Below are 23,499 nucleotides of genomic sequence, written 5' to 3'. Positions count from 1 at the left end.
CTTAAAAATTGAATACTATTTTGTATAATACACGAAATAAAAGTTTTTTCGCAGCTGAGTCTTAACACCAATACATATTACGAATGAATTCGGGGACTACACAGCCAAAACGCAAGAAATAAATTCATGAATGATATCAAAGATAGCTCCCGCCGACTTCGTTTTTATCGCAAAATTCACGGAGCTTTAGGGGGAGCGCTGTTTATTTTCTTCACGCTGATTGCTGGAACGGGCCTGTTGCTGGGCTGGAAAAAACATTCCGGTGGATTGCTCTTAGCCAAATCGTACGCTGGTGCTTCGACCGATGCGAAACGGTGGTTGCCTATTGACTCGCTGCAACGAATTGCGTTTCGTACGCTGCGCGATTCCGTATCAGCCGACTTATCAACTAACCTGGACCGGATCGACATACGTCCGCAGAAAGGAATGGTCAAATTTGTGTTTCAGGATCACTACTGGGGTATTCAGTTGGATTGCACGACGGGTCAGGTGCTGCATATCGAGCGTCGGCGATCCGATTTTATTGAGCATCTGCACGATGGTTCGTATTTCGATTCGCTGCTTCAATCTGGCGATCAGCTCATTAAACTAACGTTCACAACCATAATGGGTGTTTCACTACTAATCTTTTCCATCACGGGCTTTTACCTGTATTATGGGCCCAAACGAATCCGCAAACTGAAGCAGGCCCGGTCGGCCAAAGCGGTCGTGTAGTATGGTGGTGTTTCCTGGGGATTGATCTTAACCTACATTTTATGCGTTCTATTTTTACGTTCATTACTCCTCTGGTAGCCCTGGCGCTGTTGTCCTCCGCACCCGCCCTGGCCCAACGTAAACAAAAGCCAAAGACGGTTTCGACTTCCGTCAGAACCGCCACTGACAGTTTATTCAACGGGTTACGTTGGCGCAATATTGGCCCATTCCGGGGCGGGCGCTCACTGGCGGCCGCCGGGCATCCCGATCAGCCACTCACCTATTACTTTGGGGCCGTCGGCGGGGGAGTCTGGAAAACAACCGACGGGGGCGCCAACTGGGCACCCGTCTCCGACAGTACGTTTAAATCCAGTTCGGTCGGGGCAATTACCGTTGCGCCGTCGGACCCCAACACGATTTACGTCGGGATGGGCGAGTCCGACATCCGCAGCAATATTTCCAACGGCGACGGGGTTTACAAATCAACTGATGCGGGCAAAACCTGGAAACACATGGGCCTGAAAAAGGCCGACGCCATTGGCAATATCGAAGTCCATCCCCAGAATCCCGATATCGCCTACGTGGCCGCCCTGGGCAATCCGTTTGCCCCCAACAAGGAGCGGGGCGTATTCAAAACGACCGATGGTGGCAAAACCTGGAAACACATCCTGGCTAAAAACGACAGCACGGGCGCAGCGGTCGTCGAACTGGACCCCAACAACCCGTCTATTGTGTATGCATCTACCTGGCAGGCCTACCGCAACAGCTACATGATGAGTAGCGGGGGGCCGGGCTGCGGTCTCTACAAATCGACCGATGGGGGCGAGACCTGGATGCCCCTCCACTACCGGCCCGGTATGCCGCGGGGACTGCTCGGCAAAATTGGTATTGCGGTCTCGCCCGCCAACTCGAACCGCCTGTACGCAATGATTGAAAACGCGAAAGGCGGGCTGTACCGCTCGGATGATGCCGGGATGAGCTGGCAGCTGATCAACGAAGACAAAAATCTCTGGCAGCGACCCTGGTATTATATGATGCTGGCCGCTGATCCGCAGAACGAAAATGGCCTCATCGTGCTGAACGTGAATGCAATGAAGTCGTTTGATGGCGGTAAAACCTTTCAGACCATCAATGTACACCACGGCGATACGCACGATATCTGGTGGAACCCGAAGAACCCGCAGAATTTCATTATCGCCGACGATGGCGGGGCCGAAATAACTTACAACGGGGGAGCCACGTTTTCGGACATAGACATCCCCACGGCCCAGTTTTACCACGTTTCGGTCGATAACGATTTTCCCTATAATCTGTACGGTGCCCAGCAGGATAACTCCGCCATAAGAATCGCCAGCCGAACGACCGACTTTGTCATCGGACCCTCGGCCTGGTATTCGGTAGCCGGGGGCGAGTCGGGTTATATCACGTCGGACCCCAACAATCCGAACGTCACCTTCGGCGGTAGTTACGACGGGCTGATTACGCGCTACGACAAGGCGACTGACCAGAACCAGCGCATTAATGTTTATCCCGAATACAGCATGGGGGCGCCTTCATCCGACCGCAAATACCGCTTCCAGTGGACATTCCCGATTGTGTTTTCGCCCCATGACCCAAAGGCTCTATACGTGACCTCGCAGTACGTGCATCGGAGTATGGATTACGGCCATTCGTGGGAAGACATCAGCCCCGACCTGACCCGCAACGACCCCAAAACGCAAGGCGACACGGGCGGGCCGATCACGAAAGACAATACCGGGGCCGAAACGTACCCCACGATATTTACATTTGCCGAATCGCCGTTGGAGAAAGGGGTTTTCTGGGCCGGTTCCGACGACGGCGTGATGCACATCAGCCGCGACGATGCCAAAACGTGGCAGAAAATTACGCCCCCCACGTCGATGCTGCCGGAATGGGCCATCCTGAGCCTCGTGCATCCATCCGACCATGCTAAAGGCAAGGCCTATCTGGCTGCGAAACGCTATATGTCGGGGGATACCAAACCGTATCTGTTCAAAACGACGGACTACGGCAAAACCTGGACTCCCATCACAACGGGTATTCCGGCGGATGAATACACCCATGTCGTGCGCGAAGACCCCAACAAACCCGGTTTGCTGTATGCCGGCACAGAACGGGGCGTATACGTTTCGTTCAACGACGGGGCCTTGTGGCAAAAATTAAACCTGAATCTGCCCATCACGCCCATCCGCGACCTACAGATTCACAAGCGCGAGAACGATTTGATTGTGGCCACTCACGGCCGCTCGTTCTGGATTATGGACGATATTACGCCCCTGCATGAAATTGCCGACGGGCAGGACGCGCTGGCGGGCAAAAAAGCGCACCTGTTCAAACCCAGACCGGCCTTCCGGATGGACGGTGGTAGCCAGGTATTGGGGCCGGGCGACGTGGCGGAACAGGGCGAAAATGCGCCAAACGGTGTGCTGGTTAGGTATTACCTGAAAAGCAGACCGACGAAGGAGTTGAAGCTGGTCTTTCTGACCAGCGCAAACGATACAGTTATCACCTATTCGAGTACGAAAGATCGACGTGGACAACCGCTCAAGGTTGTCAAAGAATTTTTTGAGGACATCACCATCCGACGGCCCGGTACGCCCCCCACACAGGCGGGGATGAATGCGTTTGTCTGGGACATGCGCTATCCGGATGCGACGCCCGTCGAAGGCACCAACGTCATGTGGACGGGCCGGGGAACGGGCGCGAAAGTCGTGCCAGGATCGTACAAAGTCCGGCTGTTGCTGGGCGATTCGCTGGTGGCCGAACAACCGATCACCATTCTGAAAGACCCCCGGCTACCCCTTACCGATGCCGACTACAAAGAGCAGTTTGATTTGCTGATGAAAATCAATGGCAAACTGTCGGAAACGCACAAGGGCATCAATCAGATTCGGCTGATTCGGAATCAGATCAACGGGTATCTAAAGGACGTAAAAGACCCGGCTGTGGCGGAGAAGTTCAAGAAGGCCACCAAGCCTCTGCTCGAAAGCCTCGATCAGTTGGAATCAACTCTGATGCAACCTAAATCGAAGGCAATGCAAGATGCTCTGGCCTACCCGATTCGACTGAACGATAAACTGTCGGGTGTAGCGGGCGTGGTGGGTTCGGCCGAGACCAAACCAACCAAAGCTTCTTACGTTGTTTATGAGGCTCTCGAAAAACAGGTCAATACGGCCCTGGGCAAGTTGAAGGAGATTATCAATCAGCAGGTTCCGGAATTTAATCGGATGGTAACTGAACAGCGCATTCCAGCTATTACTCCCTAATCATGCACCTGCAACTCTCCTCCCCGATGAAGAATTCTTTCTACTTCCTGATAACGCTTGCCACCAGCGCACTACTCTGGGGGCAAGCGGTTGCCCAACAAGCCACTACCACCGATACAAGCACAAACCGGCTGTTTAAAGGAATGACCTGGCGCAATATCGGCCCCACGCGGGGTGGGCGTTCGCTGGGGGTAGCTGGTTCGCCAACCCGCAAATATGAATACTACTTTGGCGCGGTGGGGGGCGGCCTCTGGAAAACAACCGATGGTGGCCTGACGTGGTCGCCCGTTACGGATGGACAGATCCGAAGCTCCTCGGTGGGTGCGGTGGCCGTGTCCGAATCGAACCCTGATGTGGTGTACATTGGGACCGGCGAAACCCAGTTTCGGGGCAACATCATGCAGGGCGATGGCGTGTATAGATCCGTCGATGGGGGGAAAACCTGGAAGAACGTTGGCCTGACCAACACCCAGGCGATTGCCCGCGTCCGGGTTCACCCGACCAACCCCAATATTGTTTATGTTGCGGCTCTCGGCCATCCCTACGGCCCGAACGAAGAGCGGGGTATTTTTCGCACGACCGACGGCGGCACCACCTGGAAGAAGATTCTTTACAAAGGGGATAAAGCCGGGGGAGCTGACCTGATAATTGACCGTACGAACCCTAACGTCATCTACGCATCGATCTGGCAGGTATACCGCACACCCTGGAAAATGTGGGGGGGCGGGGGAGCCTCCGGTCTGTTCAAATCGACCGACGGGGGCAAGACCTGGACCGAACTCACCCGGAAACCGGGCATGCCGAAAGGGACCGTTGGCAAGATTGGCGTGAGTGTTTCGCCCGCCGACCCAAACCGGGTGTGGGCCATCGTCGAAGCCGAGGATGGGGGCGTGTATCGCTCCGACGATGCCGGGATGACGTGGAGCCGCGTTAACGAAGAACGAAAACTCCGGCAGCGGGCATTTTACTATTCGCGTATTTACGCCGACCCGAAGGATAAAAATACGGTCTATTGCCTGAACGTGGGTTTTTATAAATCGACGGATGGGGGTGTGAAATTCAATAAAGCCATTAAAGTCCCCCACGGCGATAACCACGATCTATGGATTGATCCCACCGACTCAACCCGGATGGTTGCCGCCAACGATGGGGGGGGCTGTGTGTCGGTTAATGGCGGCAAAACCTGGACTGACGAGAATTACCCAACCGCGCAATTGTACCACATCACGGTTACGAGCGATTTTCCATACCACGTAGCCGGCGCGCAGCAGGACAATTCGACCGTGGCGGTCCCGAGCGAAGGCTGGACAAACTACCTGGCGCGGGATAATAGTCTGCGGAACAAAGAATGGTCGTATCAGGTCGGCGGGGGCGAGAGCGGCTACATCGCGCAGGACCCCAAGAATCCCGACATCTTTTACGCCGGTAGCCAGGGGGCCTTGCTAACCCGTTACAATCGCTCAACGGGGCAAACCCGCGACATTCAGGTGTACCCGCGCTTCTTTTCCGGCGAACCGGCCAGTGCGCTGCCGCAACGGTGGCAGTGGACGTACCCTATCGTTTTCTCGCCGAAAGACCCGAACCGGCTGTATGTTTGCTCCCAGTATGTTTGGATGACGACCAACGAAGGCCAGACCTGGGAGAAAATCAGTCCCGACCTGACCCTGGCCGACACGGCCACGCTGGGGAAAAGCGGTGGAGTGATAACGATGGACATGAACGGCCCTGAAATCTACGCGACCGTGTTTGCCCTGGCACCATCGTACCACGATGTCAACACAATCTGGGCCGGTTCCGACGATGGTCTGTTGCACATTACCCGCGACCATGGGAAAAACTGGCAGCGAATTACGCCCCCCGATATGCCGAAACATACGCGCATTAGCATTATCGACGCGTCGCGGCATAAACCCGGAACGGCCTACGTCGCAGCCAAACGCTACCAGATGGACGACCGCGCTCCCTATATCTGGAAAACGGATGATTACGGCAAGACCTGGAAAAAAATCATAACGGGTATTCGGTCGGATGCGTACGTACACGCCGTACGCGAGGACATAACGCGCCCCGGTCTTCTCTACGCCGGTACGGAACACGGCATCTGGGTATCGTTCAACGATGGCGAGAATTGGGAACCCCTGCGGCTGAACCTGCCCGATACGCAGATTGCCGATTTGCAGGTCACGGAAAAAGACGTGGTGATCGGGACGCACGGCCGGTCGATTTACGTGCTGGACGACGTAGCGCCCGTGCGCGAGTTCACCGCTGGACTCGACAAGGAGCCGGTGCATTTTTACAGACCGTACTACGCCGTTCGGCGGGTGCAGAACGCGGTGTTTCAGTACCAGCTCGCGCAGCAGGCCGACAGCGTGAAAATCGAAATCTTGGATGCGGCTGGCGTCGTTATCCGGTCATTTACCGGCGATAAGCCAAAGAATGAGTCGAAAAAAACCGACGAGGAAGAGGATGAAGATGCGCCACCCAAACCCAAAAAGCCCACCACAGCCGCCGGTCTGAACCGCTTCGAGTGGGATCTGCGCTACCCCGGATCGACGGACTTCAAGGGCATGATCCTGTGGGGAGCGCGACCCACGAATGGCCCGCTGGCCCTGCCCGGCCAATACCAGGTTCGACTGACGGTTGGGGGGAAATCCATCATGCATCCGTTCGAGATTCGGCTCGACCCCCGGCTGAACGACGTCAAACTCGCCGACGTGCAGGAGCAGTTTGCCCTGGCCATGAAACTCCGCGACCAGACCAGCAAGGCCAATGAGGCCGTGATTCAGATTCGGGCGATAAAGGAGAAACTGACGAAGCAACCCGATACGCCGGCCAATCGGAAGCTGAAAGAGCAACTGAATACCATTGAGGAAAATTTGTACCAGATCCGAAATCAGAGCGGTCAGGACCCGCTGAACTTCCCCATCAAGCTGAATAACCGACTGGCGGCTCTCTGGCGCAGTGTTGAGACGGGGGATGCCAAACCCACCGACAACGCCTACAAGGTGTACGACGAGCTCTCCGCCGAACTGACGCAGCAGTTGACCCAACTCGACAGTCTGCTTAAAACAAAAGCAGTGAAGGACATTGGGATGGAATGACAGGTAGCCGTTCTGCTGCCGTTTGCCTCTATAATCAATTCATTTAACGCCATACAACCATGAATCTCTTTCCGAATCGACGAATCTCAAGCCTGTTTCGCTTTCATTTTGTGGTTGCCTTCACTGGGTTGCTTTTGCTGCTGAACGGCCGTTGGGCAACTGCTCAACCGATTCCTGCACAGGCCGGGCAGGAATCGGCGACTGTAGCCACGTCGGTCATGAAGGCCATGCAATGGCGGCTGATTGGCCCCTTTCGGGGGGGACGTTCGGTGGCCGTAGCTGGGCACCCAACGGAGCGGTTAACATTCTATATGAGTACGACCGGTGGAGGGGTCTGGAAAACGGAGAACGGGGGTATCACCTGGCAAAATATCTCCGATGGTTTTTTCAAGATGGGTTCGGTGGGGGCCATCGCCGTGGCCCAATCAAATCCTGCTATCATCTACGTTGGGATGGGCGAACACACCCTGCGCGGTAACCTGGCTCCCGGCGATGGTGTCTATAAATCGACCGATGGTGGCAAAACCTGGAGTCATGTGGGGTTGACGGATACGCAGCATATTGGTTCAATAATCATTGACCCGACAAACCCCGATGTGGTGTATGTGGCGGCTATCGGCCATGCGTTTGGGCCAAACGAGGAACGGGGTGTATTCCGCACCCAGGACGGGGGGAAGACCTGGCAGAAGGTGCTGTATAAAAACCCGAACGTAGGAGCCATTGATCTCACGATGGACCCGGCTAACCCGAAAACAATCTATGCGTCCACGTTTGAGTTCCGCCGGTTTCCGTGGGGTGTTCGCAGCGCGGGGCCGGGGGCGGGTATCCACAAGTCGACGGATGGCGGCAGTACCTGGACCGATATTACCCTGAACAAAGGATTACCGACCGGCACCAACCGGGGGCGTATAGGACTGGCACTTTCACTGGCCAAACCCGATCGGGTCTGGGCCATTATTGAGGCTGAAAACGAACAGACGGGGGTATATAGAACCGACGACGGTGGCGTTAGCTGGCAGTTGATGAGTCAGTTTGCCGATCTGTTCCAACGTCCCTGGTACTACCACCACCTGACCGCCGACCCCAAAGATCCCGAAACGCTTTGGGTTCTCAACATCAACATGTGGAAATCGGGCGATGGAGGCAAAACCTACAAACGGGTCGAGACCCCGCACGGAGACAATCACCAGCTCTGGATCGATCCGAACGATACGAAGCGGATGGTGCAGGCCAACGACGGGGGCGGCACCGTAAGTTTCGACGGCGGCAACTCATGGTCTACGATCTACAACCAGCCCACGGCCCAGATGTACCATGTTGTGACGGACAACAAATTTCCGTACCGGGTGTATGGCGCGCAGCAGGATAACTCCACGATCTCGGTTCCGAGTCGATCAGACTACGGAGCCATTTATCCGCACGAAAACTACGACGTAGGCGGGGGGGAATCAGGCTACATCGCCTTTAACAGAAACGACCCGACACTGATTTTTGCGGCTAACCACCACTGGCTTACCCGCCTGAATCTGAAAACCAACCAGCTTAAGGATGTATCGGTCATTCCTGACGATATGTACGGCTACGGCTCCGCCGACCTGGCGTATCGTTTTCAATGGACCTACCCCGTCATCATGTCGCCCCACAACCCAAAGGTGCTGTACGCGACCTCTCAGTACGTACATCGCTCTACCGATCAAGGGCAGAGCTGGCAGGTTATCAGCCCGAACCTGTCGCGGTCGGACCCCGCTACGCTTGAAAAAACGCCGACGATGGACGACCCCTCGATTGGTAAAGACTGGGGACCCATCAAACGCGACAATACGGGCGTGGAATGGTATGGGACGATTTTCGCGCTGGCCGAATCGCCGGTGAAAGCAGGTGTGTTGTGGGCGGGGTCGGACGATGGTTACGTACAGGTCTCCGCCGATAACGGCAAAACCTGGAAAAACGTTACTCCGAAGGAAATGCCGTCCTTTGCCCGCATCAGCATCATCGACCCGTCGGCTCACAACCCGGCTACGGCCTACGTGGCCGCGCTGAAATACAAGCAGGACGATTTTCGCCCGTACATCTATAAGACAAACGATTTTGGCAAAACCTGGACCAAAATTACCCAGGGCATTCCAGACGATGACTACATCCGGGTGATCCGGGAAGATCCCAAACGGCGGGGGCTGCTCTACGGGGGCGGGGAAAAAGGCATGTATGTATCGTTCAACGACGGAGGTCGCTGGCATTCGCTTCAGTTGAATCTGCCGAGGGTGCCCATTCACGATCTGGCTATTCAGGATAATGATCTGGTTGCGGCCACTCATGGGCGTTCGTTCTGGATATTGGACGATCTAACGACCCTGCATCAGCTAACCGACGAGGTACAGAAGTCGGCCGTTCATCTCTTCAAACCCCGGCCTACGATCCGGCTCAAAGCGGATCTGGACCCCGCCATTAAGCCCGTTCCGAATGGGAGCAGCGATTTGGGTACGAATCCACCCAACGGTGTGAAGGTCGTCTACTACCTGGCGGAGAAGCCAAAAGCTCCCATAACTTTATCGTTTCTGGATGCGAACGGTCAGTTGATCAAATCGTATAAAAGCAATATAGTGCCTACTCCGGCATCCACCACGGCTGGCGTGGCCAAAGACTCAGCGAACCTGGCCGAGATGCGGCAACCGACGGCCCCCGTCCGGCGCGAACCGGCTTTGCCCGCGCAGGTCGGGGGTAATTCGTTTGTTTGGGCCGATATGCGCTACCCAGACCCGATTGCGCTCCCGAACTCGGTGACCCATGGCCGGGCCCGGGGGCCGCTGGCCATGCCGGGGACGTACACTGTTCAACTGACAGTCGATGGAAGCACGTACACGCAGCAATTCGAGATTGTGAAAGATCCCCGCATCGAAACGACACCGGAAGAATTCAAGCAACAGTTCGACCTGCTCATTAAAATTCGGGAGCGGATCAATGAACTGCGGAATGGCGTCCTGTCGATTCGGCAAATGCGGCAGCAGTTAGACAGCACGTACAAATCGCAGGACGATCAATCGGTAAAGGAGCTGAAGGATCAACTGCTACGTATCGAGGATGCGCTTTATCAGTACCGGGCGAAAGCTACCCAGGATTTGACGAACCACCCGGTTCGGCTGCATACAAAATTCACGGCTTTGGCGGGTTTTATCGAGTCCGACGATTCAAAACCAACGCAGCAGCAGGGGGAGCAGTACAACGCCCTGTCGAAAAGTTTGGCTGAACAGCTCAAAAAGCTGGAGACCGTAAAGGCAGCCGTTCAGCGGAAGCTACGACCGACCGGGTAAGATGGGAGAGCATCAAAACGTGTGACGGTCCGTAACCGGCTTCGCACCCAACCACTGCCCTGAAATGAGAATCTCCGGCGGATGATTGGGTGCGAAGCAACCCTGTCTTGACCAGGAATCAATTCACAAACACCACGCCCTTTTCTTTGGCCATCTGGTTGATCTTTGCTAGGTTGTTCCCAACGCAATTGGCCAGTTTACTCAACTGCTCATCAACCGCCTTCGACAGCTTTTCACGTACTTCCTGCCCCTGTTTGGTCGGCGGATAATCGCCCTGCGCCTGCTCAACCATCAGGTGGGCCAGTCGGTTGTTGACCTTAATGCCGTAGTTGAGCGGGTCCTGAACACTGCTGTTCTTGGTTTGGTGAATGTCGTTCTCAATGGTTTTCAACTCATCCTCAAACCGTTTGATAGCCTCGTTGATGTCTTTGTTTTTGGGGTCTTCCCCCATTTTCTTTTTCAGATAACTCAGATCATCCCGGATTTTCCGAATGTTGATGATGCCCTCATTGGCTTCGCTCACCTTATCCCGGACTTTGATCAGAAAATCGAACTGTGCCTGAAACTCGTCGGGCGTGGTCGATAAGCGCGGGTCTTTGAGAATTTCGAAGTCCTGCGCCTGCGACACCCCATTAACCGTCAGGCGGACTTTGTAGGTACCCGGTACGGCTTTGGGGCCAAGGTTAGGCGACCCGTAAAACACCATGCCCGGAAATGTTTTGTACCCCGGATAGCGCATGTCCCACACAAACCGATCACCCCCGGCCTTGAGGGTCAACTGATTGGCTTTGTCTTTTGCCTTGTTACTGAACGTACGAATCGTGTCGCCATCGTTCTCCAGAATATCCAGCCGGACGTCGGATTTCTCGTCTACTGTTTTGAGGACGTAATGAATCAACACGCCGTTGGGATGGTTTTCGCCCTCGCGCATCGCATCCCGTTTGTTAGTACCCGCCATGCGGTACGACGGCATCGGTTTATACAGGATAGCGGTTTTGGTCGCCAGTTCAGGGGTAATCTGGTGGAGGGGCGTGAGGTCGTCGATAATCCAAAAGCTGCGCCCGTGGGTGGCGGTAATGAGGTTGTCGTTCTTTACAGCCAGGTCATGGATCGGTACCGGCGGCAGGTTAAGCTGCAGCTTTGACCAGTTCTCGCCATCGTCGAACGAAACCCAAACCCCTTTCTCCGTACCGGCGTAGAGCAGCCCTTTGCGTTTCGGATCGGCCCGCACCACGCGCACGAACTCATCTCTGGGAATGCCTTTAGTCGGCACGGTCCAGGTTTTGCCGTAATCGAGCGTTTTGTAGATGTAGGGCGTGTAATCGCCGAATTTGTAGGCGGTGGCAGCAATGTACGCCCCGCCCTTCACGAACGGATTTACCTCCACTGCATTGACCATATTGACCGTTGGCGACATCGGCGGGGTGATGTTTTTCCAGGTCTTGCCTCCGTCGGTGGTCACGTGTACCAGTCCGTCGTCGGAACCCGCCCAGATTTCGCCTTCGCTGTAGGGAGATTCGGTCGCAGCAAAAATATTGGCGTAGTATTCGGCCCCCGTGTTGTCCTGCGTGATTGGTCCGCCCGACGATTTAATCGTTTCGGGTATGCCCCGCGACAGATCGGGGCTGATCACCTCCCAGCTTTGGCCCCCGTTCAGGCTGACGTGCAGGTAGTTCGATGCCGCGTAGAGTTTTTTCGGGTTGTGCGGGCTGAAGAAAACCGGGTAGTTCCAGTTGAAGCGGTACTTCATCACGTCGGCCCCCGATCCGGCGGGCAGGTCGGGATAGACGTTGGTCGAGCGTTCCTGCCCGGTGGCCAGGTCCTGCATGGTCATGTAGCCTTTGTAATCCCCGCCGTATACCACCTCGCTGTTCAACGGGTCGGGAGCCAGGTGCGCGCTCTCGCCGATGGCCAGAGCCACCCAATCCTTCTCGGTGATGGCAGCCCCGCCCGTGCGGTGCGGAATCCTGACGCTTGAGTTATCCTGCTGGGCACCGTAGATGCGGTAGGGAAACTGGTTGTCGGTCGATACCCGGTAAAACTGCGCCGTGGGCTGATTGTGGTAGGTAGTCCAGTTATTGCCACCGTCGTTCGATATTTGGGCGCCCCCATCGTCGGCAATAGCCATGCGTTGGTTGTTTTCGGGGTCGATCCAGAGGTCGTGGTGATCGCCGTGGGGGGCGTTTTTCAACTCGAATGTCCGGCCCCCATCCTTCGACACGCCGTAGCTTACATTCATGACATACACCAAATCTTCGTTCTGCGAATCGGCGTAAATCCGGCAGTAGTACCAGGCCCGTTGCAACAGCGTACGATCCTGATTGATACGCGCCCAGGTCTTTCCCGCATCGTCGGACCGATAGATGCCGGGAGCTTCCGAATTTTCGATGATGGTCCAGACGCGGTTCGAGTTTTTGGGCGAAACCGTCACGCCAATAATGCCGTTAACGCCTTTGGGCATACCAGGCTTGTTGGTGAGTTCGTCCCAGGTTTCGCCCCCGTCAATGCTTTTCCACAGTTTGGAGTCGGGTCCTCCGCTATCCATTCGGTAGCCATTGCGGGTCATGTTCCAGGTGCTGGCGTATAGGATGCGCGGATTGTTGGGGTCGAGAATCAGATCGGCAGCCCCGGCTCTCTCGTTGATATACAAAATTTTTTTCCAGGTTTGCCCGCCATCGGTACTGCGTAAAATGCCCCGCATGGCGTTGGGTTTCCACAGATTACCCAACGCAGCCACGTAAACCACGTCGGCGTTTTTGGGGTGAACGCGAATGCGGGCGATGTGTTTGGAGTCGGTCAGGCCAATGGATTTCCAGGTCGTACCGGCATCGGTCGATTTCCAGAGACCCGAACCGGAAGCCACGTTATTACGCAGGGTTTGTTCGCCCTCGCCGACATAGATCACGTTAGGGTCGCTCTCGGCCACGGCAACCGCCCCAATCGTACCGCCGAAGTACGCATCGGTGATATTTCCCCACGTCTGCCCGGCATCGGTTGTGCGCCAGACACCCCCGCCCACCGTTCCGAAATAGTATAGGTTAGGATTACCCCGTACACCTGTGACGGTACAGGAACGCCCACCCCGGAATGGCCCCAGTTCGCGCCAGCGCAGGCCTTCGTACAGCACGGGGTCGAATACGGTTGCGGAGTGTGCGCGGTGCGGTTGCGCGCTGGCCCAATGGCCCGTGAGAAGGCCTATTGCCCCCAGTACTAGGAATGGTTTCATCAGGAATAAGTGGTTGTATTATAGGATCAAACCGATTTTTTGGGTTCTCCTCAAGATACTAGGATCTATTCAAACCGCCACCAAAACCATTCTTTTTTGGTGACTTCACTGGGTTCATTACAGATTAGCTGCTTCGTTCCAGCCTACCAGGCTCAATCGGTCTTGGATGAGTTTGCTTTCAGTACGGATGCTCATCTCCATTACGGATACTGGTCAATTCAATCAGCCTCAGGGAAGCCAAGGCCTCTTCGGCCATTGAAAACCTCTTTACTACGGATGATGAGTTGTACCGCCCCTTTAACGATCAGCAGAGTGAACTCACTACCGAGCCGACAAAAGAAGTAGTCCGCTATCGGGAAGCCCTCTGGACAGGCTTACACTTCCTGCAATAGCATGGCCGTTTTAGCCTAGACTAATTTATGCAGGTCTTTCAAGCGATCAAGCAAACGACCGAGGTCATACGACCGGCTTTCTCGCAGGTCTACATCCGACAAGGCGGCAGTGGCCTCAATGCAGGTAAACCGGTGTACACCCCCCCCTCGAGGAGCGGGTATCCTGGAAGCCAAGCTGGCCAATCTGTGTGCCTTTCTCAACGATGACCGCCAGTACCCGGTCGATCCCTTGCTGAAGATGGCGATGGCTCATTTTCAGTTTGAAGCCATCCATCCCTTTCGCGATGGCAACGGCCGAACTGGCCGGGTGGTCAACATCCATGTACTCACCCAAAAAGGGCTGTTAGATTATCCCATTCTGTACCTAAGCCGCTATATTGTCGAACACAAAGAAGAGTACTACAATGTCTTAGCCGGCGTTTCGCAGCGGGGTGATTGGCCCAAGTGGCTGAGCTATATGCTGCAGGCCGTAGCTTATACGGCCCAGCTCACCTATGAGAAGATCAATCGGATACTACAAGCGCGGGACGCCATCCAAGAAGTGATTGCCAGCCAGACTACGGTTCGTCGTCCTGACCAGTTAACGCAGAAGATTTTCACCCAACCCGTTACCCGGGTGCGGCATCTGACCGAGGATCGGACGTATGCCGAGAACACGGCCCGTGATTACCTCAACCGTTTAGTTGAGTTAGGCATCTTAGCGCGTAAAACGTTGAGCGGCAACCATTACTATCTCAACCGGGAGTTGTACAGCATCTTAGCGGAGTAGATCAGGATGGGTGCACTTTACTGTGCTGAAAGATTAGCCCATTTCAGCAGGACAGTGTGCTGATGAAATCATATTAAGCCTTCAATCAATGAGAATGGTTAATGCATGGTCATGCGTTATCCATTCTCTTAGTGTATTGCCATAATCACCAATTTAGAATTACTACTGTTCCACAAATGTACTCACTTCGGCCGGGTGTCTACACTGGCCAGAATAGCTTCTTCTTTGCTGCGCGGATGCCAGTTTAAAGTTTCAACTGCTTTTTTGTTGGATATCTTCAAATAACCTTCTGATGCTGGTGGTTGCAGGTCTGCAACCAATGCCGCGCTTTCTGGACGCTGCTTTTTGATCAATTCGGCGACATCATAAAAACTCACAGTTCCCTCTGATGTGGCCAGAAAACGTTGTCCAGCTGCTTGGGGCAGTCGCATGGCTTTTATATGGATGTCTGCCACATCGCGGACATCGACGACACCAAATGTAAAATCAGGGCTTTCTTTGATGGTACCGTCTAGGATGGCCTGAATTACCCCCTCGAAAGAAGCCGGATAAATGCCGCCGATGATCGGGCCAAATATGCCGACAGGATTTATAACGGTCAGCTCCATACCTTCGCCTTCGTCTTTAATAAAGTCCCAGGCAGCTTCTTCGGCAACGGTTTTAGATTTGATGTAGGCTGGAATATTGGCGTTTTTATCGGTCCAGTCATTTTCATCGAAGGTATGCCCTTTGCGGTCTGCCCCATAGCCGATCGCGGCAAACGAGGAAGTAAGCACCACCCGTTTGACCCCGGCCTGTCTGGTCGCCTTCAAGACTCTCAGTGAACCGTCGCGGGCCGGAATAATTAGTTCGTTTTCGTCTTCGGGCTCTGCCAGTGGAAAAGGTGAAGCTACGTGCAATACATAGTCACAATCCTTAACGGCTTCATCCCAGCCCGTATCGCTGGTAAGATCGGCTTCGAAAAAAGACAATGTTGAAAAATCGGCAAGCCCAGCTTCCTTAAGTGCGTCAATGATCGTTGGCGTTTTGGATAATGTCCGAAGCGTAGTTTTAACGGTATATCCCTGCTGCAACAGTTGTAAAATCGTGTGGATTCCTACAAACCCGGTTCCCCCGGTAACTAATACGGTCTGATTGTTCATTGTTGTTTCTAGTAAATTCTAATGCAAATTTCACAAATTGGAGCAGAGCCAGCTTTGTTGGGTGGGTCAACTTCACTTTGCTGTAGCGTTCAGGTACGCTTCATTTTCTCCTGACTCCGTTAGTCAAACCAGTTTAAAATGAATAGTTGACCCCGGTCAGCTTCTCGCCCAGTTCCCATAATCGGCTGGCCGCAGCTAAATCGTTTGCCTGTTTTGGAATGGCAGCTGGTCCAGGGAAACCTTTAAGCTTCATAAATCCGGTAGGTCCCCAGTAGCTGCCATTGCTTACGGTAGGATCCGTCGCTGCCAGCAGGGAGGGTAAAGCGGCTTTATCGGCAGCTTGCGAAAGCAGTGGCGTAATGATCCTGGCCATCAAAAAGCCGCTCGTCCGTTGCAAATTGGTGGGTGAGCCCCCCGGATGTACGGCAATAGACATGGTGTCAGACCGGGACGCTTCCAGCTTTCGCGCCAGCTCTACTGCGAAAACCAGGTTAGCCAGTTTCGCCTGGCTATACGCATCATAAGTCTTGTATTTTTTGTGCTCACTCATTATATCCTCAAGATCGAGCTTACCATAATTAGCGCCCAGGCTTGAAAGTGAGACGATCCGGGAGCCCGGCGTTGCCAGTAAGAGCGGTAACAGCAAGCCTGTCAACGCGTAGTGTCCTAAATAATTGGTACCAATCTGCATTTCAAACCCTTGCTTTGTTTTAGAATAAGGCGTGGCCATAACCCCCGCATTGTTGATAAGCACATCCAGCTTATTATTCGTTTGCCTGACCGTTTCAACGCATTTTCTGACCGAATCCAGGTCGGCCAGATCCAGGGTAACCAGCGTGATCCGGGCAGCCGGCACAACATGGGTTAACCGCTTTTTTGCCTCGTCTGCTTTCCTGTGATCACGGCAAGCCATGATGACATGCGCGCCCTTTTTGGCTAATGCTAAACTGGTTTCGAAGCCAATCCCCGAATTGGCTCCGGTAACAAGCATAGTCTTCCCGGACAGATCCGGTATATTGTCTGTGGTCCACTTTTCCATGAAAATATTGACTGTAAGTCAGCTCGAAACTGACTGAGATGGGTTAATTAAAACTGGCCCGAAATTCCAGCGGTGTCCGGTTGGTTTTGTTTTTAAATAACTTGTTGAACGACTGAGGCCGCTCGAAACCTAATGCATAGGCTATCTCGGCCACCGAAAGGCTTGTCGTCGACAGTTTTTCTTTGGCCTTTTCAATGATCACTTCCTGAATGTGCTGCTGGGCACTCTGGCCGGTTAACGTGCGCAGCATATCACTCATGTATCGGGGTGAGATGCTCAGTTGCGAGGCAATATCTTCCAGTGACGGCAAGCCGCGGTCAATGGCTGTTCGGGAATCGAAATACTGATTTACGATTTTTTCGAACTGAACCAATAAGGCGCTGCTCGCTTTTTTGCGGGTAATAAATTGCCGTTGGTAAAAGCGGTCGCAGTACTGCAGCATCAGCTCGATCTGCGTCAAAATGATGTTCTGCGTATGGCCGTCAATGAATTGGTATTCACGTTCAATTTTTGTGAAGATCTCGGTAATGGTCTGCTCCTCCTTCTCCGAAAGATGCAGGGCTTCATTGAATTCATAGGAAAAGAACCCATAGCTTTTTAGGGTGGTGCTCAGCGGATGTCCGTACAGAAAATCGGGATGAAACAAAAGCATCCAGCCACTCCCACAATCCTGGATGAGTGCGTTCAAATCATCGAGTTCAACCGCCTGCACCTGTTTGGGCGACGAAAAACTCATAATCCCTTTGTCGAAATCATAGTATTGCTGCCCGTATTTCACTCTGACGGTCACATCGTGCTTGATGGAAACGGAATAAAAGTTGGCTGCAAATTTGGCCCAGACATCACTGGCCAAAGGGTTTACGTCTTTGACATTAATCACACTCACCAGCGGGTGTAACGGGGCCGGAAGCGAAAGCAACCGGTGAAATTCGGAAATGGATTCGATGAGCTGCATGGTTGACCAGTTTACCCGATGAATAGTTGTTCGATCTCACGCATGGTTGCCAGCTGACCAATTTCCTCGCGTCTGGCATAAAGCCCAACGGCATCCTTTCCGGCTACGTATTTCAATTGATCCTTACCGTCGGTAGCGGCCTCAAAAACCGTTTCAGCGATGAATTCAGGCGTAGAAGCCGATTGCATCGACTGCTCAAAAGAACCGAACATGCGTTCGACCAAACTCTGATAATGAGGCAGCGTGTTTTGCTCCATAGACCGGCCCGCGAAGTCGGTATAAATGCCCCCGGGCGCCACCGTTTTGATGGCGATATTTAACGTTTTCAGCTCATACCACATACTTTCAGACCAACCTTCCAAGGCGAATTTAGTAGCATGGTAAATGGATGAAATCGGGAAGGCTACCGAGCCGCCAATGGAGGTCGTCGTAATGAACGTACCCGTTCCTTTCTCCCTGAAAGCAGGAATAAACGCTTGCGTGACGCGAATCACGCCCAATAAATTGGTGTTGACTTCTTTCACGATCTGCTCGTCGGTTAATGCCTCCAATGGCCCCATCAGCCCATAACCCGCGTTATTAAACACCACATCAACAGCACCCAAAGCAAGCGCTTGGCCTACGGTTTCTTTGACTTGCAACGGGTCTGTCACATCCAGGGGAAGCAGGGTGACGTTGTCGAGCTGGTTCAGCTCCGTTTCTGATGCCGGGTTACGCATGGTTGCGATAACGTTCCAACCCTTACGTTGAAATAACTTGGCAGTGGCTTTTCCCAATCCTGATGAGGCCCCGGTGATGAAAATTGTCTGTTGCATGATCGCTGTTTGTTTAGTTGACAATGCAAAGTTGGGCCGCCGAAAGTTGCCGGGTGTTTCCGGATTGCGTAAGGTTGTTTCCGAATTGACGAACGGATACCTTTTCAACAAATCGTATCCGCTGCCAGGAGCTATTGACACGCCCAACAACGTATTATTGACACGCTAAACAAAGTCGTCGGCGTAAATTTGATGTATTTTTGATTTTTAACTATCAAAGACTATGGCTGAACAGCAGCAGAATAAATATGCCAAAATTGTCTGGACCGTCACGGAAGACAATTTTTTCAAAGACGAGATTATCCTTGAATTTCATTCCTTCGTCCGCATTATTTCCGGCGAAATGCGAGTGGTGCAGGCCGAGCGGTCTTACACATTCGGCGCGGGCGATACGCTGCTTTTTCCGCGTAACCAACTGTCGGCCGTTATCAAGCGTCCTAAAGACGGGCGGCCCTACAAAGCCATTGTGCTCGGGTTGACGACCGACCGATTGAAGGAATTTTATACCACAAACAAAATAGAGACCATTCACCCGATTCAGTATGGGACCAAGAAGTTTGATCGACATCCGCTGCTGGACGGATTTTTTGCGTCCCTAAGCTCTTTTTTTGACCTACAAGACGAACTACCCGAACCCATTGCGTCGCTGAAAATGCAGGAAGCGGTTTCCATTTTGCGCGCCCTCGACAAAACCGTAGACGGTTTGTTGGCCGACTTTTCCCAGCCCGGAAAAATCAACCTGGCTGATTTCATGGAGAAACATTATATGTTCAACATGCCTATGGAAAAGTTCGGTTACCTGACCGGGCGTAGTCTATCGACCTTTCACCGGGACTTCAAAAAGGTTTTTTATACATCGCCCCAAAGATGGCTTACTAAAAAGCGGCTGGACCTGGCCCATTATCAACTGACCGAAAAAAAGAAAAAACCGGTTGACGTGTATCTGGAAGCGGGGTTTGAAAATCTGTCCCACTTCTCCTTCGCTTTCAAAAAGCAATTCGGATACGCGCCAACCAGTCTAATTTAATGAGCTAATGAAGCCGGGTAATGGGAAAAAGCAGGCTCACTACTGGCCCGCATGGCCGCTACTACATTGTCTGAATAAGGGCCAAGGAGCGTTAAGTGATCAATTTTCCAATCTACCTTGTATTTCGCCGATAGTGGTTTGATCAACTCTAAGTGGCCCAGAAAAGCGGCCTCATTGGCATAAGCTTCAATGATCAGGCATTCGAAAGTCGCCGGATCATAATAACATTCATGCAATAGCACCGACTCCGGCCCCTCTTTTTCTACGATGATTTTTGTTTCAGCCACCATCTGTTTAAAGGTCTCCCAATCATTGGGATTGACCGAAGCCTGGGCATGAACTCTGACAATGGATTGTTTGGACATGACAAGTTGGATTAGGGTACGACAATGATTTTGCCCACCGTATTTTTTGTCTGAATCAGCGCGTGGGCCTTGTACATTTCTTCGAATGGAAACACGTGCGAAATATGCGTTTTGACCTCGCCCGACGCTAGCAGCCGCGCTACATACGCCATGTTCTCTTCATAGTTCTCATTTGGCGTTACATTTACCCGCAGCACGTTTACATTCTTTTCCCTGAGCGCTCTTTCGATGAATTCCGGTTCGGGATATACGATGAGGCTGAGCAGGGTTCCCCCCGGCTTTAGGGCTTTTAGCGAACGTTCAATATGTTTATCATCTTCGGTCCATACCGTATCGTGGACGATATCGGCATCGGTAACCAGCTCTTCAAAAACCTGTGTTTTGTAATCGATAAACTCATCAGCTCCGAGACCCAAAACAAAATCGCGGTTTTCGGCCGAAGAAACACCGACCACATAAGCCCCAAAATGTTTGGCGAATTGCACCGCATAGTGCCCGACGCCCCCGGAAGCTCCGTGAATAAGGACCTTGTCTCCTTTTTTGATTTTGCCAATGTTTACCAAAGACTGCCAGGCGGTCATCGCAGCCATCGTGGCACCGGCGGCAGCTTCAAAGCTTACATTGGCCGGTTTTAAGACGAGCTCTTTTTCGGGCGCAGCCACGTATTCAGCATACGCATTGGCCTGACCAATAAACTTAAAATTGCCAAACACGTCGTCTCCTGCTTTGAACTTCGTCACATTCTTGCCCGTCTCGGTAACGACGCCGGCCACGTCCCAGCCCAGGATAACATGATGCTCGGCACCCGTAGTCTGATAAATAACGTCCAGATAGGGCTTATTCCGGCGCACATAGGCATCCACCGGATTAACGCTGATCGCTTTTACCTGCACTAAAACTTCATTTTCTGCTATGGATGGTACTGGCACATCTGCCAGAATCAAATTCTCCGCTTCGCCGACCTCTTTTAAAATGATTGCTTTCATAATCCGATTGTTTATGAAGCAAAACTACCGGACTGAGAAGGGTGGGGGTTTGTTTAAAGTGTCAAATTTACTTTGTTTAGAATGTCACTGATCCTTGGGATATGACATGTGGAGGAATACAAACCCCGCTTTCTGACTATTCGTATGCTACTAACTGGGTTGACAATCATTACAAAATAATCGTCTCCCAAAACGCCCCTTCTGGAGACGAGTAGTGCTCCACTGGTTTGCTTCGAAAAGTGAGGTTCAATGGGTTTGAATAGGCATCCGAGTACTAAGCTTGGAGATCTTTGTACGTCGGCTAACCTAGCCCCACTCGGTCAACCCAGCATCAAGTGCCTGATCCCACCCTTCATTTGTCGTGTTTACCCCCTACTCACAAGCGCTAAACACGCCTACCTTTACTCCCTCAAATCATCTCTAATGCACCAGCCTATGACTGACCAACCTCAACCCCCACTTAACATCCGGGAGGTCTGTATCGAAGAGTCTACCTTTTTGAGCGTTAATCTGAACCGGGCGTACTTTGAGGATGTCTCCTTAATCGGAGCCACGCTTCGCAACGCGAACTTAAGCGATCTTGAGATTGAAGGCGCACAACTGGGAGGAGCCTATTTTCACCAGATCGGCATGCCTCCTAAAGATCATCCACACTATGATCCGTTAGCCAAACAACAACCGCTCCGCTTTGACGATTGTGAGCTGTCGGGAAGTACCTTCGTCAATTGCAACCTGGAAGGTGTCGAGTTGACGAACTGCCTTTTGAAGGGCATGCGGATCAACGGTATTTTAGTGGAGGAGTTGTTAGCTCTTTATGGCCAGCAGTAACCCAGACAGCATGCGCAGTCTAGGTTATGGAAACCTAGTACTGGTACACTCTCAACAAACGCTCTTTTCTTGGGATGGATGTTTACACTGGTTGAGTCATATGACCTCAATAGCGGACCATCAATTATTCACCTGACGACCCATGCGTTTTGGCAAAATTATTCTTGGGTTGTAATGAGATAATCAAGTGATTATTTCAGCACAATTAGGCAGTTGTCAACTGCTTAATTGTAATCTTAGCCTTATTCGCTTCAGTCGGTCAACTTATGATGAGTGAAAAAAGGCGGCTAGTTGCTGGTTCACCTCTTGCTGGTCGAACGATGTAGCATCATAGGCCCCGCCGAGCCATTACAGCATTTCCGGCCGCTCGGGGTGTCGTTTGTCAGCTATAATACGCAGCATCTCGTAAAAACCGGGAATGCCGCCACAGTCCTCAGGTGGACAGTTTAACTTCCCTCCTATACAGATAGGGTACTAGAGGGAGGCATCAACCGCAAGCCATTTCTCTAGGCTTGAGGGGCACGGCCTTTTTTTCGAGAGTCATAACTTCAACTTTTATCTGTGTACGAGAAAGTTCGTTTGAATAAAGTTGATTTTGAGCTTGATACTTGTCAGCTTTTGTCGTCAATGAACAAAAGATGATTTTCTTACAAACGCAGCTTCATGAGTACTAGGGTGTGTTGACAGTTAAGCTAACAAAATCAAAGTTGAGGCTATGTATATGAATCCAGCAAAGCAACTGGCGGTCTTATCGTAGCGAGTAGCCACCCGGCGGTACTGCTTGAGCTTGTTGAAATAACGCTCTACTTTGTTGCGGTCTTTGTATAAGTTCTCGTCAAACGAACGCTTAAAGAGTCGATTCTTCTTAGCTGGTATAACCGCTTGAGTCTGAGAGTCAGCCAACCAACTCAACAACGCATCGGCATCATAGCGGCACCGGCCGCCCGGCCCGGTCAGCGATCACTGCATCCGTTTCATAGCCAGTCAGTAACGCTTGGGCCTGTTTGATGTCAGCCTGTTGGCCAACGCTAAGAATAATTCGTAGCGGGTTGCCCAATGCATCCACCACCGCATGAATTTTGGTGGTCCAACCGCCCACCGATTGACCTAAGCATTCGCTGGCAGGATCTCCTTTTTTTGACCAGCCGCATGCTGGTGGACACGCACCGTGGTCGAGTCGATCATCAACCAGTCCAAGTCTGGCTCTTGTAAAGCCTGGAAGACGTTACGCCAAACGCCGGACTTGGCCCAGCGCCGGAAGCGCCGAAAGACTGAATTCCAGGGGCCATAACGTTCAGGCAATTCGCGCCAGGCAGCACCGCTACGGGCTAACCCAATGACAGCATTAATAAACAGCCGGTTATCGGCTCGGCTACGACCCACATCGCCGGGCTTGCCTTTCAACAAAGGCTCGATTCGCTTCTAGTCGGCATCACTGATTTTGTCTTAGCCCCCTATTAGTTGGACAGATTTTCTAAAACGGTTGAGTCACACACCACTGCTTTCTCCCACTTTTCTTGCGGGGTAATAAAGTCTAGGGATCGGTGACGCCTTGCATAGTTGTAA

Annotated in this window: 19 protein-coding genes; 8 read left to right on the top strand and 11 right to left on the bottom strand. The window is 52.7% G+C overall.

Translation table 11 applies throughout. The features are described 5' to 3' along the window. Nucleotides 1-126: 126 nt before the first annotated feature. From DYU11_RS27060 to DYU11_RS27045, 4 genes are read left to right on the top strand one after another with little or no spacing between them, the layout of a single operon-like run. A complete protein-coding gene (locus DYU11_RS27060) occupies nt 127-714 on the top strand; it encodes a PepSY domain-containing protein (protein ID WP_119670874.1) in 588 nt (195 codons plus the stop codon). Between the two features lie 41 nt (nt 715-755). Continuing rightward, nucleotides 756-3,980: a WD40/YVTN/BNR-like repeat-containing protein gene (locus DYU11_RS27055; protein ID WP_119670873.1), complete on the top strand. Its 3,225-nt coding sequence runs from the start codon at nt 756-758 to the stop codon at nt 3,978-3,980. A 26-nt stretch (nt 3,981-4,006) separates the two neighbouring features. After that, nucleotides 4,007-7,081, top strand: a complete 3,075-nt coding sequence (locus tag DYU11_RS27050; RefSeq protein WP_119670872.1) for a VPS10 domain-containing protein — start codon at nt 4,007-4,009, stop codon at nt 7,079-7,081. 59 nt (nt 7,082-7,140) lie between these two features. Beyond that, complete coding sequence (locus DYU11_RS27045; protein WP_119670871.1) at nt 7,141-10,389, top strand: WD40/YVTN/BNR-like repeat-containing protein; 3,249 nt, start codon at nt 7,141-7,143, stop codon at nt 10,387-10,389. A 118-nt stretch (nt 10,390-10,507) separates the two neighbouring features. Here DYU11_RS27045 and DYU11_RS27040 read toward each other — a convergent pair whose 3' ends face one another. Then, nucleotides 10,508-13,615, bottom strand: a complete 3,108-nt coding sequence (locus tag DYU11_RS27040) for a sialidase family protein (RefSeq protein ID WP_119670870.1) — start codon at nt 13,613-13,615, stop codon at nt 10,508-10,510. 206 nt (nt 13,616-13,821) lie between these two features. On the opposite strand from DYU11_RS27040, the gene DYU11_RS34020 reads away from it, so the two are divergent. Beyond that, entirely contained in the window at nt 13,822-14,007 is a 186-nt protein-coding gene (locus DYU11_RS34020) for a Fic/DOC family N-terminal domain-containing protein (RefSeq protein WP_119670869.1), read from the top strand. 118 nt (nt 14,008-14,125) lie between these two features. Further along, the gene (locus DYU11_RS27030) at nt 14,126-14,776 is read left to right on the top strand and encodes a Fic family protein (RefSeq protein WP_119670868.1); all 651 of its coding nucleotides are present in this window, start codon (nt 14,126-14,128) and stop codon (nt 14,774-14,776) included. A gap of 182 nt (nt 14,777-14,958) precedes the next feature. Here the strand turns inward: DYU11_RS27030 and DYU11_RS27025 are convergent, their stop codons facing one another. From DYU11_RS27025 to DYU11_RS27010, 4 genes are all read right to left on the bottom strand, one after another. Further along, nucleotides 14,959-15,918: an SDR family oxidoreductase gene (locus DYU11_RS27025; RefSeq protein ID WP_119670867.1), complete on the bottom strand. Its 960-nt coding sequence runs from the start codon at nt 15,916-15,918 to the stop codon at nt 14,959-14,961. Nucleotides 15,919-16,051: 133 nt separating this feature from the next. After that, entirely contained in the window at nt 16,052-16,957 is a 906-nt protein-coding gene (locus DYU11_RS27020; protein ID WP_119670866.1) for an oxidoreductase, read from the bottom strand. A gap of 43 nt (nt 16,958-17,000) precedes the next feature. Continuing rightward, entirely contained in the window at nt 17,001-17,912 is a 912-nt protein-coding gene (locus tag DYU11_RS27015; protein ID WP_119670865.1) for a helix-turn-helix domain-containing protein, read from the bottom strand. 11 nt (nt 17,913-17,923) lie between these two features. Then, nucleotides 17,924-18,727 (bottom strand): SDR family oxidoreductase, encoded by an 804-nt coding sequence (locus tag DYU11_RS27010; RefSeq protein WP_119670864.1) that lies wholly within the window; start codon nt 18,725-18,727, stop codon nt 17,924-17,926. A 223-nt stretch (nt 18,728-18,950) separates the two neighbouring features. Between DYU11_RS27010 and DYU11_RS27005 the strand changes: the two genes are divergently transcribed. After that, nucleotides 18,951-19,754 carry an AraC family transcriptional regulator gene (locus tag DYU11_RS27005; protein WP_119670863.1) on the top strand — a complete coding sequence of 268 codons (804 nt, stop codon included), beginning with the start codon at nt 18,951-18,953 and terminating at the stop codon, nt 19,752-19,754. Here the strand turns inward: DYU11_RS27005 and DYU11_RS27000 are convergent. Further along, on the bottom strand, nt 19,751-20,119 hold the full coding sequence (locus DYU11_RS27000) for a hypothetical protein (protein WP_119670862.1): 369 nt from the start codon (nt 20,117-20,119) through the stop codon (nt 19,751-19,753). The two genes, DYU11_RS27005 and DYU11_RS27000, sit on opposite strands and share 4 nt — an antisense overlap. A gap of 11 nt (nt 20,120-20,130) precedes the next feature. After that, nucleotides 20,131-21,105, bottom strand: coding sequence for an NADP-dependent oxidoreductase (locus DYU11_RS26995; RefSeq protein ID WP_119670861.1), 975 nt, complete (start codon nt 21,103-21,105; stop codon nt 20,131-20,133). A 435-nt stretch (nt 21,106-21,540) separates the two neighbouring features. Here DYU11_RS26995 and DYU11_RS26990 point away from each other — a divergent pair, with 435 nt between their 5' ends. Next, the gene (locus tag DYU11_RS26990; RefSeq protein ID WP_158600373.1) at nt 21,541-21,933 is read left to right on the top strand and encodes a pentapeptide repeat-containing protein; all 393 of its coding nucleotides are present in this window, start codon (nt 21,541-21,543) and stop codon (nt 21,931-21,933) included. 348 nt (nt 21,934-22,281) lie between these two features. On the opposite strand, the gene DYU11_RS34015 is transcribed toward DYU11_RS26990, so the two are convergent. From DYU11_RS34015 to DYU11_RS34000, 4 genes are all read right to left on the bottom strand, one after another. Then, nucleotides 22,282-22,395: an IS1096 element passenger TnpR family protein gene (locus tag DYU11_RS34015; protein WP_374756009.1), complete on the bottom strand. Its 114-nt coding sequence runs from the start codon at nt 22,393-22,395 to the stop codon at nt 22,282-22,284. 225 nt (nt 22,396-22,620) lie between these two features. Further along, nucleotides 22,621-22,890, bottom strand: coding sequence for a transposase (locus DYU11_RS34010; protein WP_374756008.1), 270 nt, complete (start codon nt 22,888-22,890; stop codon nt 22,621-22,623). Beyond that, nucleotides 22,859-23,032: a transposase gene (locus DYU11_RS34005; protein WP_374756005.1), complete on the bottom strand. Its 174-nt coding sequence runs from the start codon at nt 23,030-23,032 to the stop codon at nt 22,859-22,861. Before DYU11_RS34005 ends, DYU11_RS34010 begins: the two co-directional genes overlap by 32 nt. A gap of 8 nt (nt 23,033-23,040) precedes the next feature. After that, entirely contained in the window at nt 23,041-23,349 is a 309-nt protein-coding gene (locus tag DYU11_RS34000; protein WP_374756007.1) for an IS5 family transposase, read from the bottom strand. Nucleotides 23,350-23,499: the final 150 nt, after the last annotated feature.

The organism is Fibrisoma montanum (genome assembly GCF_003583365.1).
Taxonomy (GTDB): domain Bacteria; phylum Bacteroidota; class Bacteroidia; order Cytophagales; family Spirosomataceae; genus Fibrisoma; species Fibrisoma montanum.
This window is presented reverse-complemented; position numbering and strand designations above follow the sequence as displayed.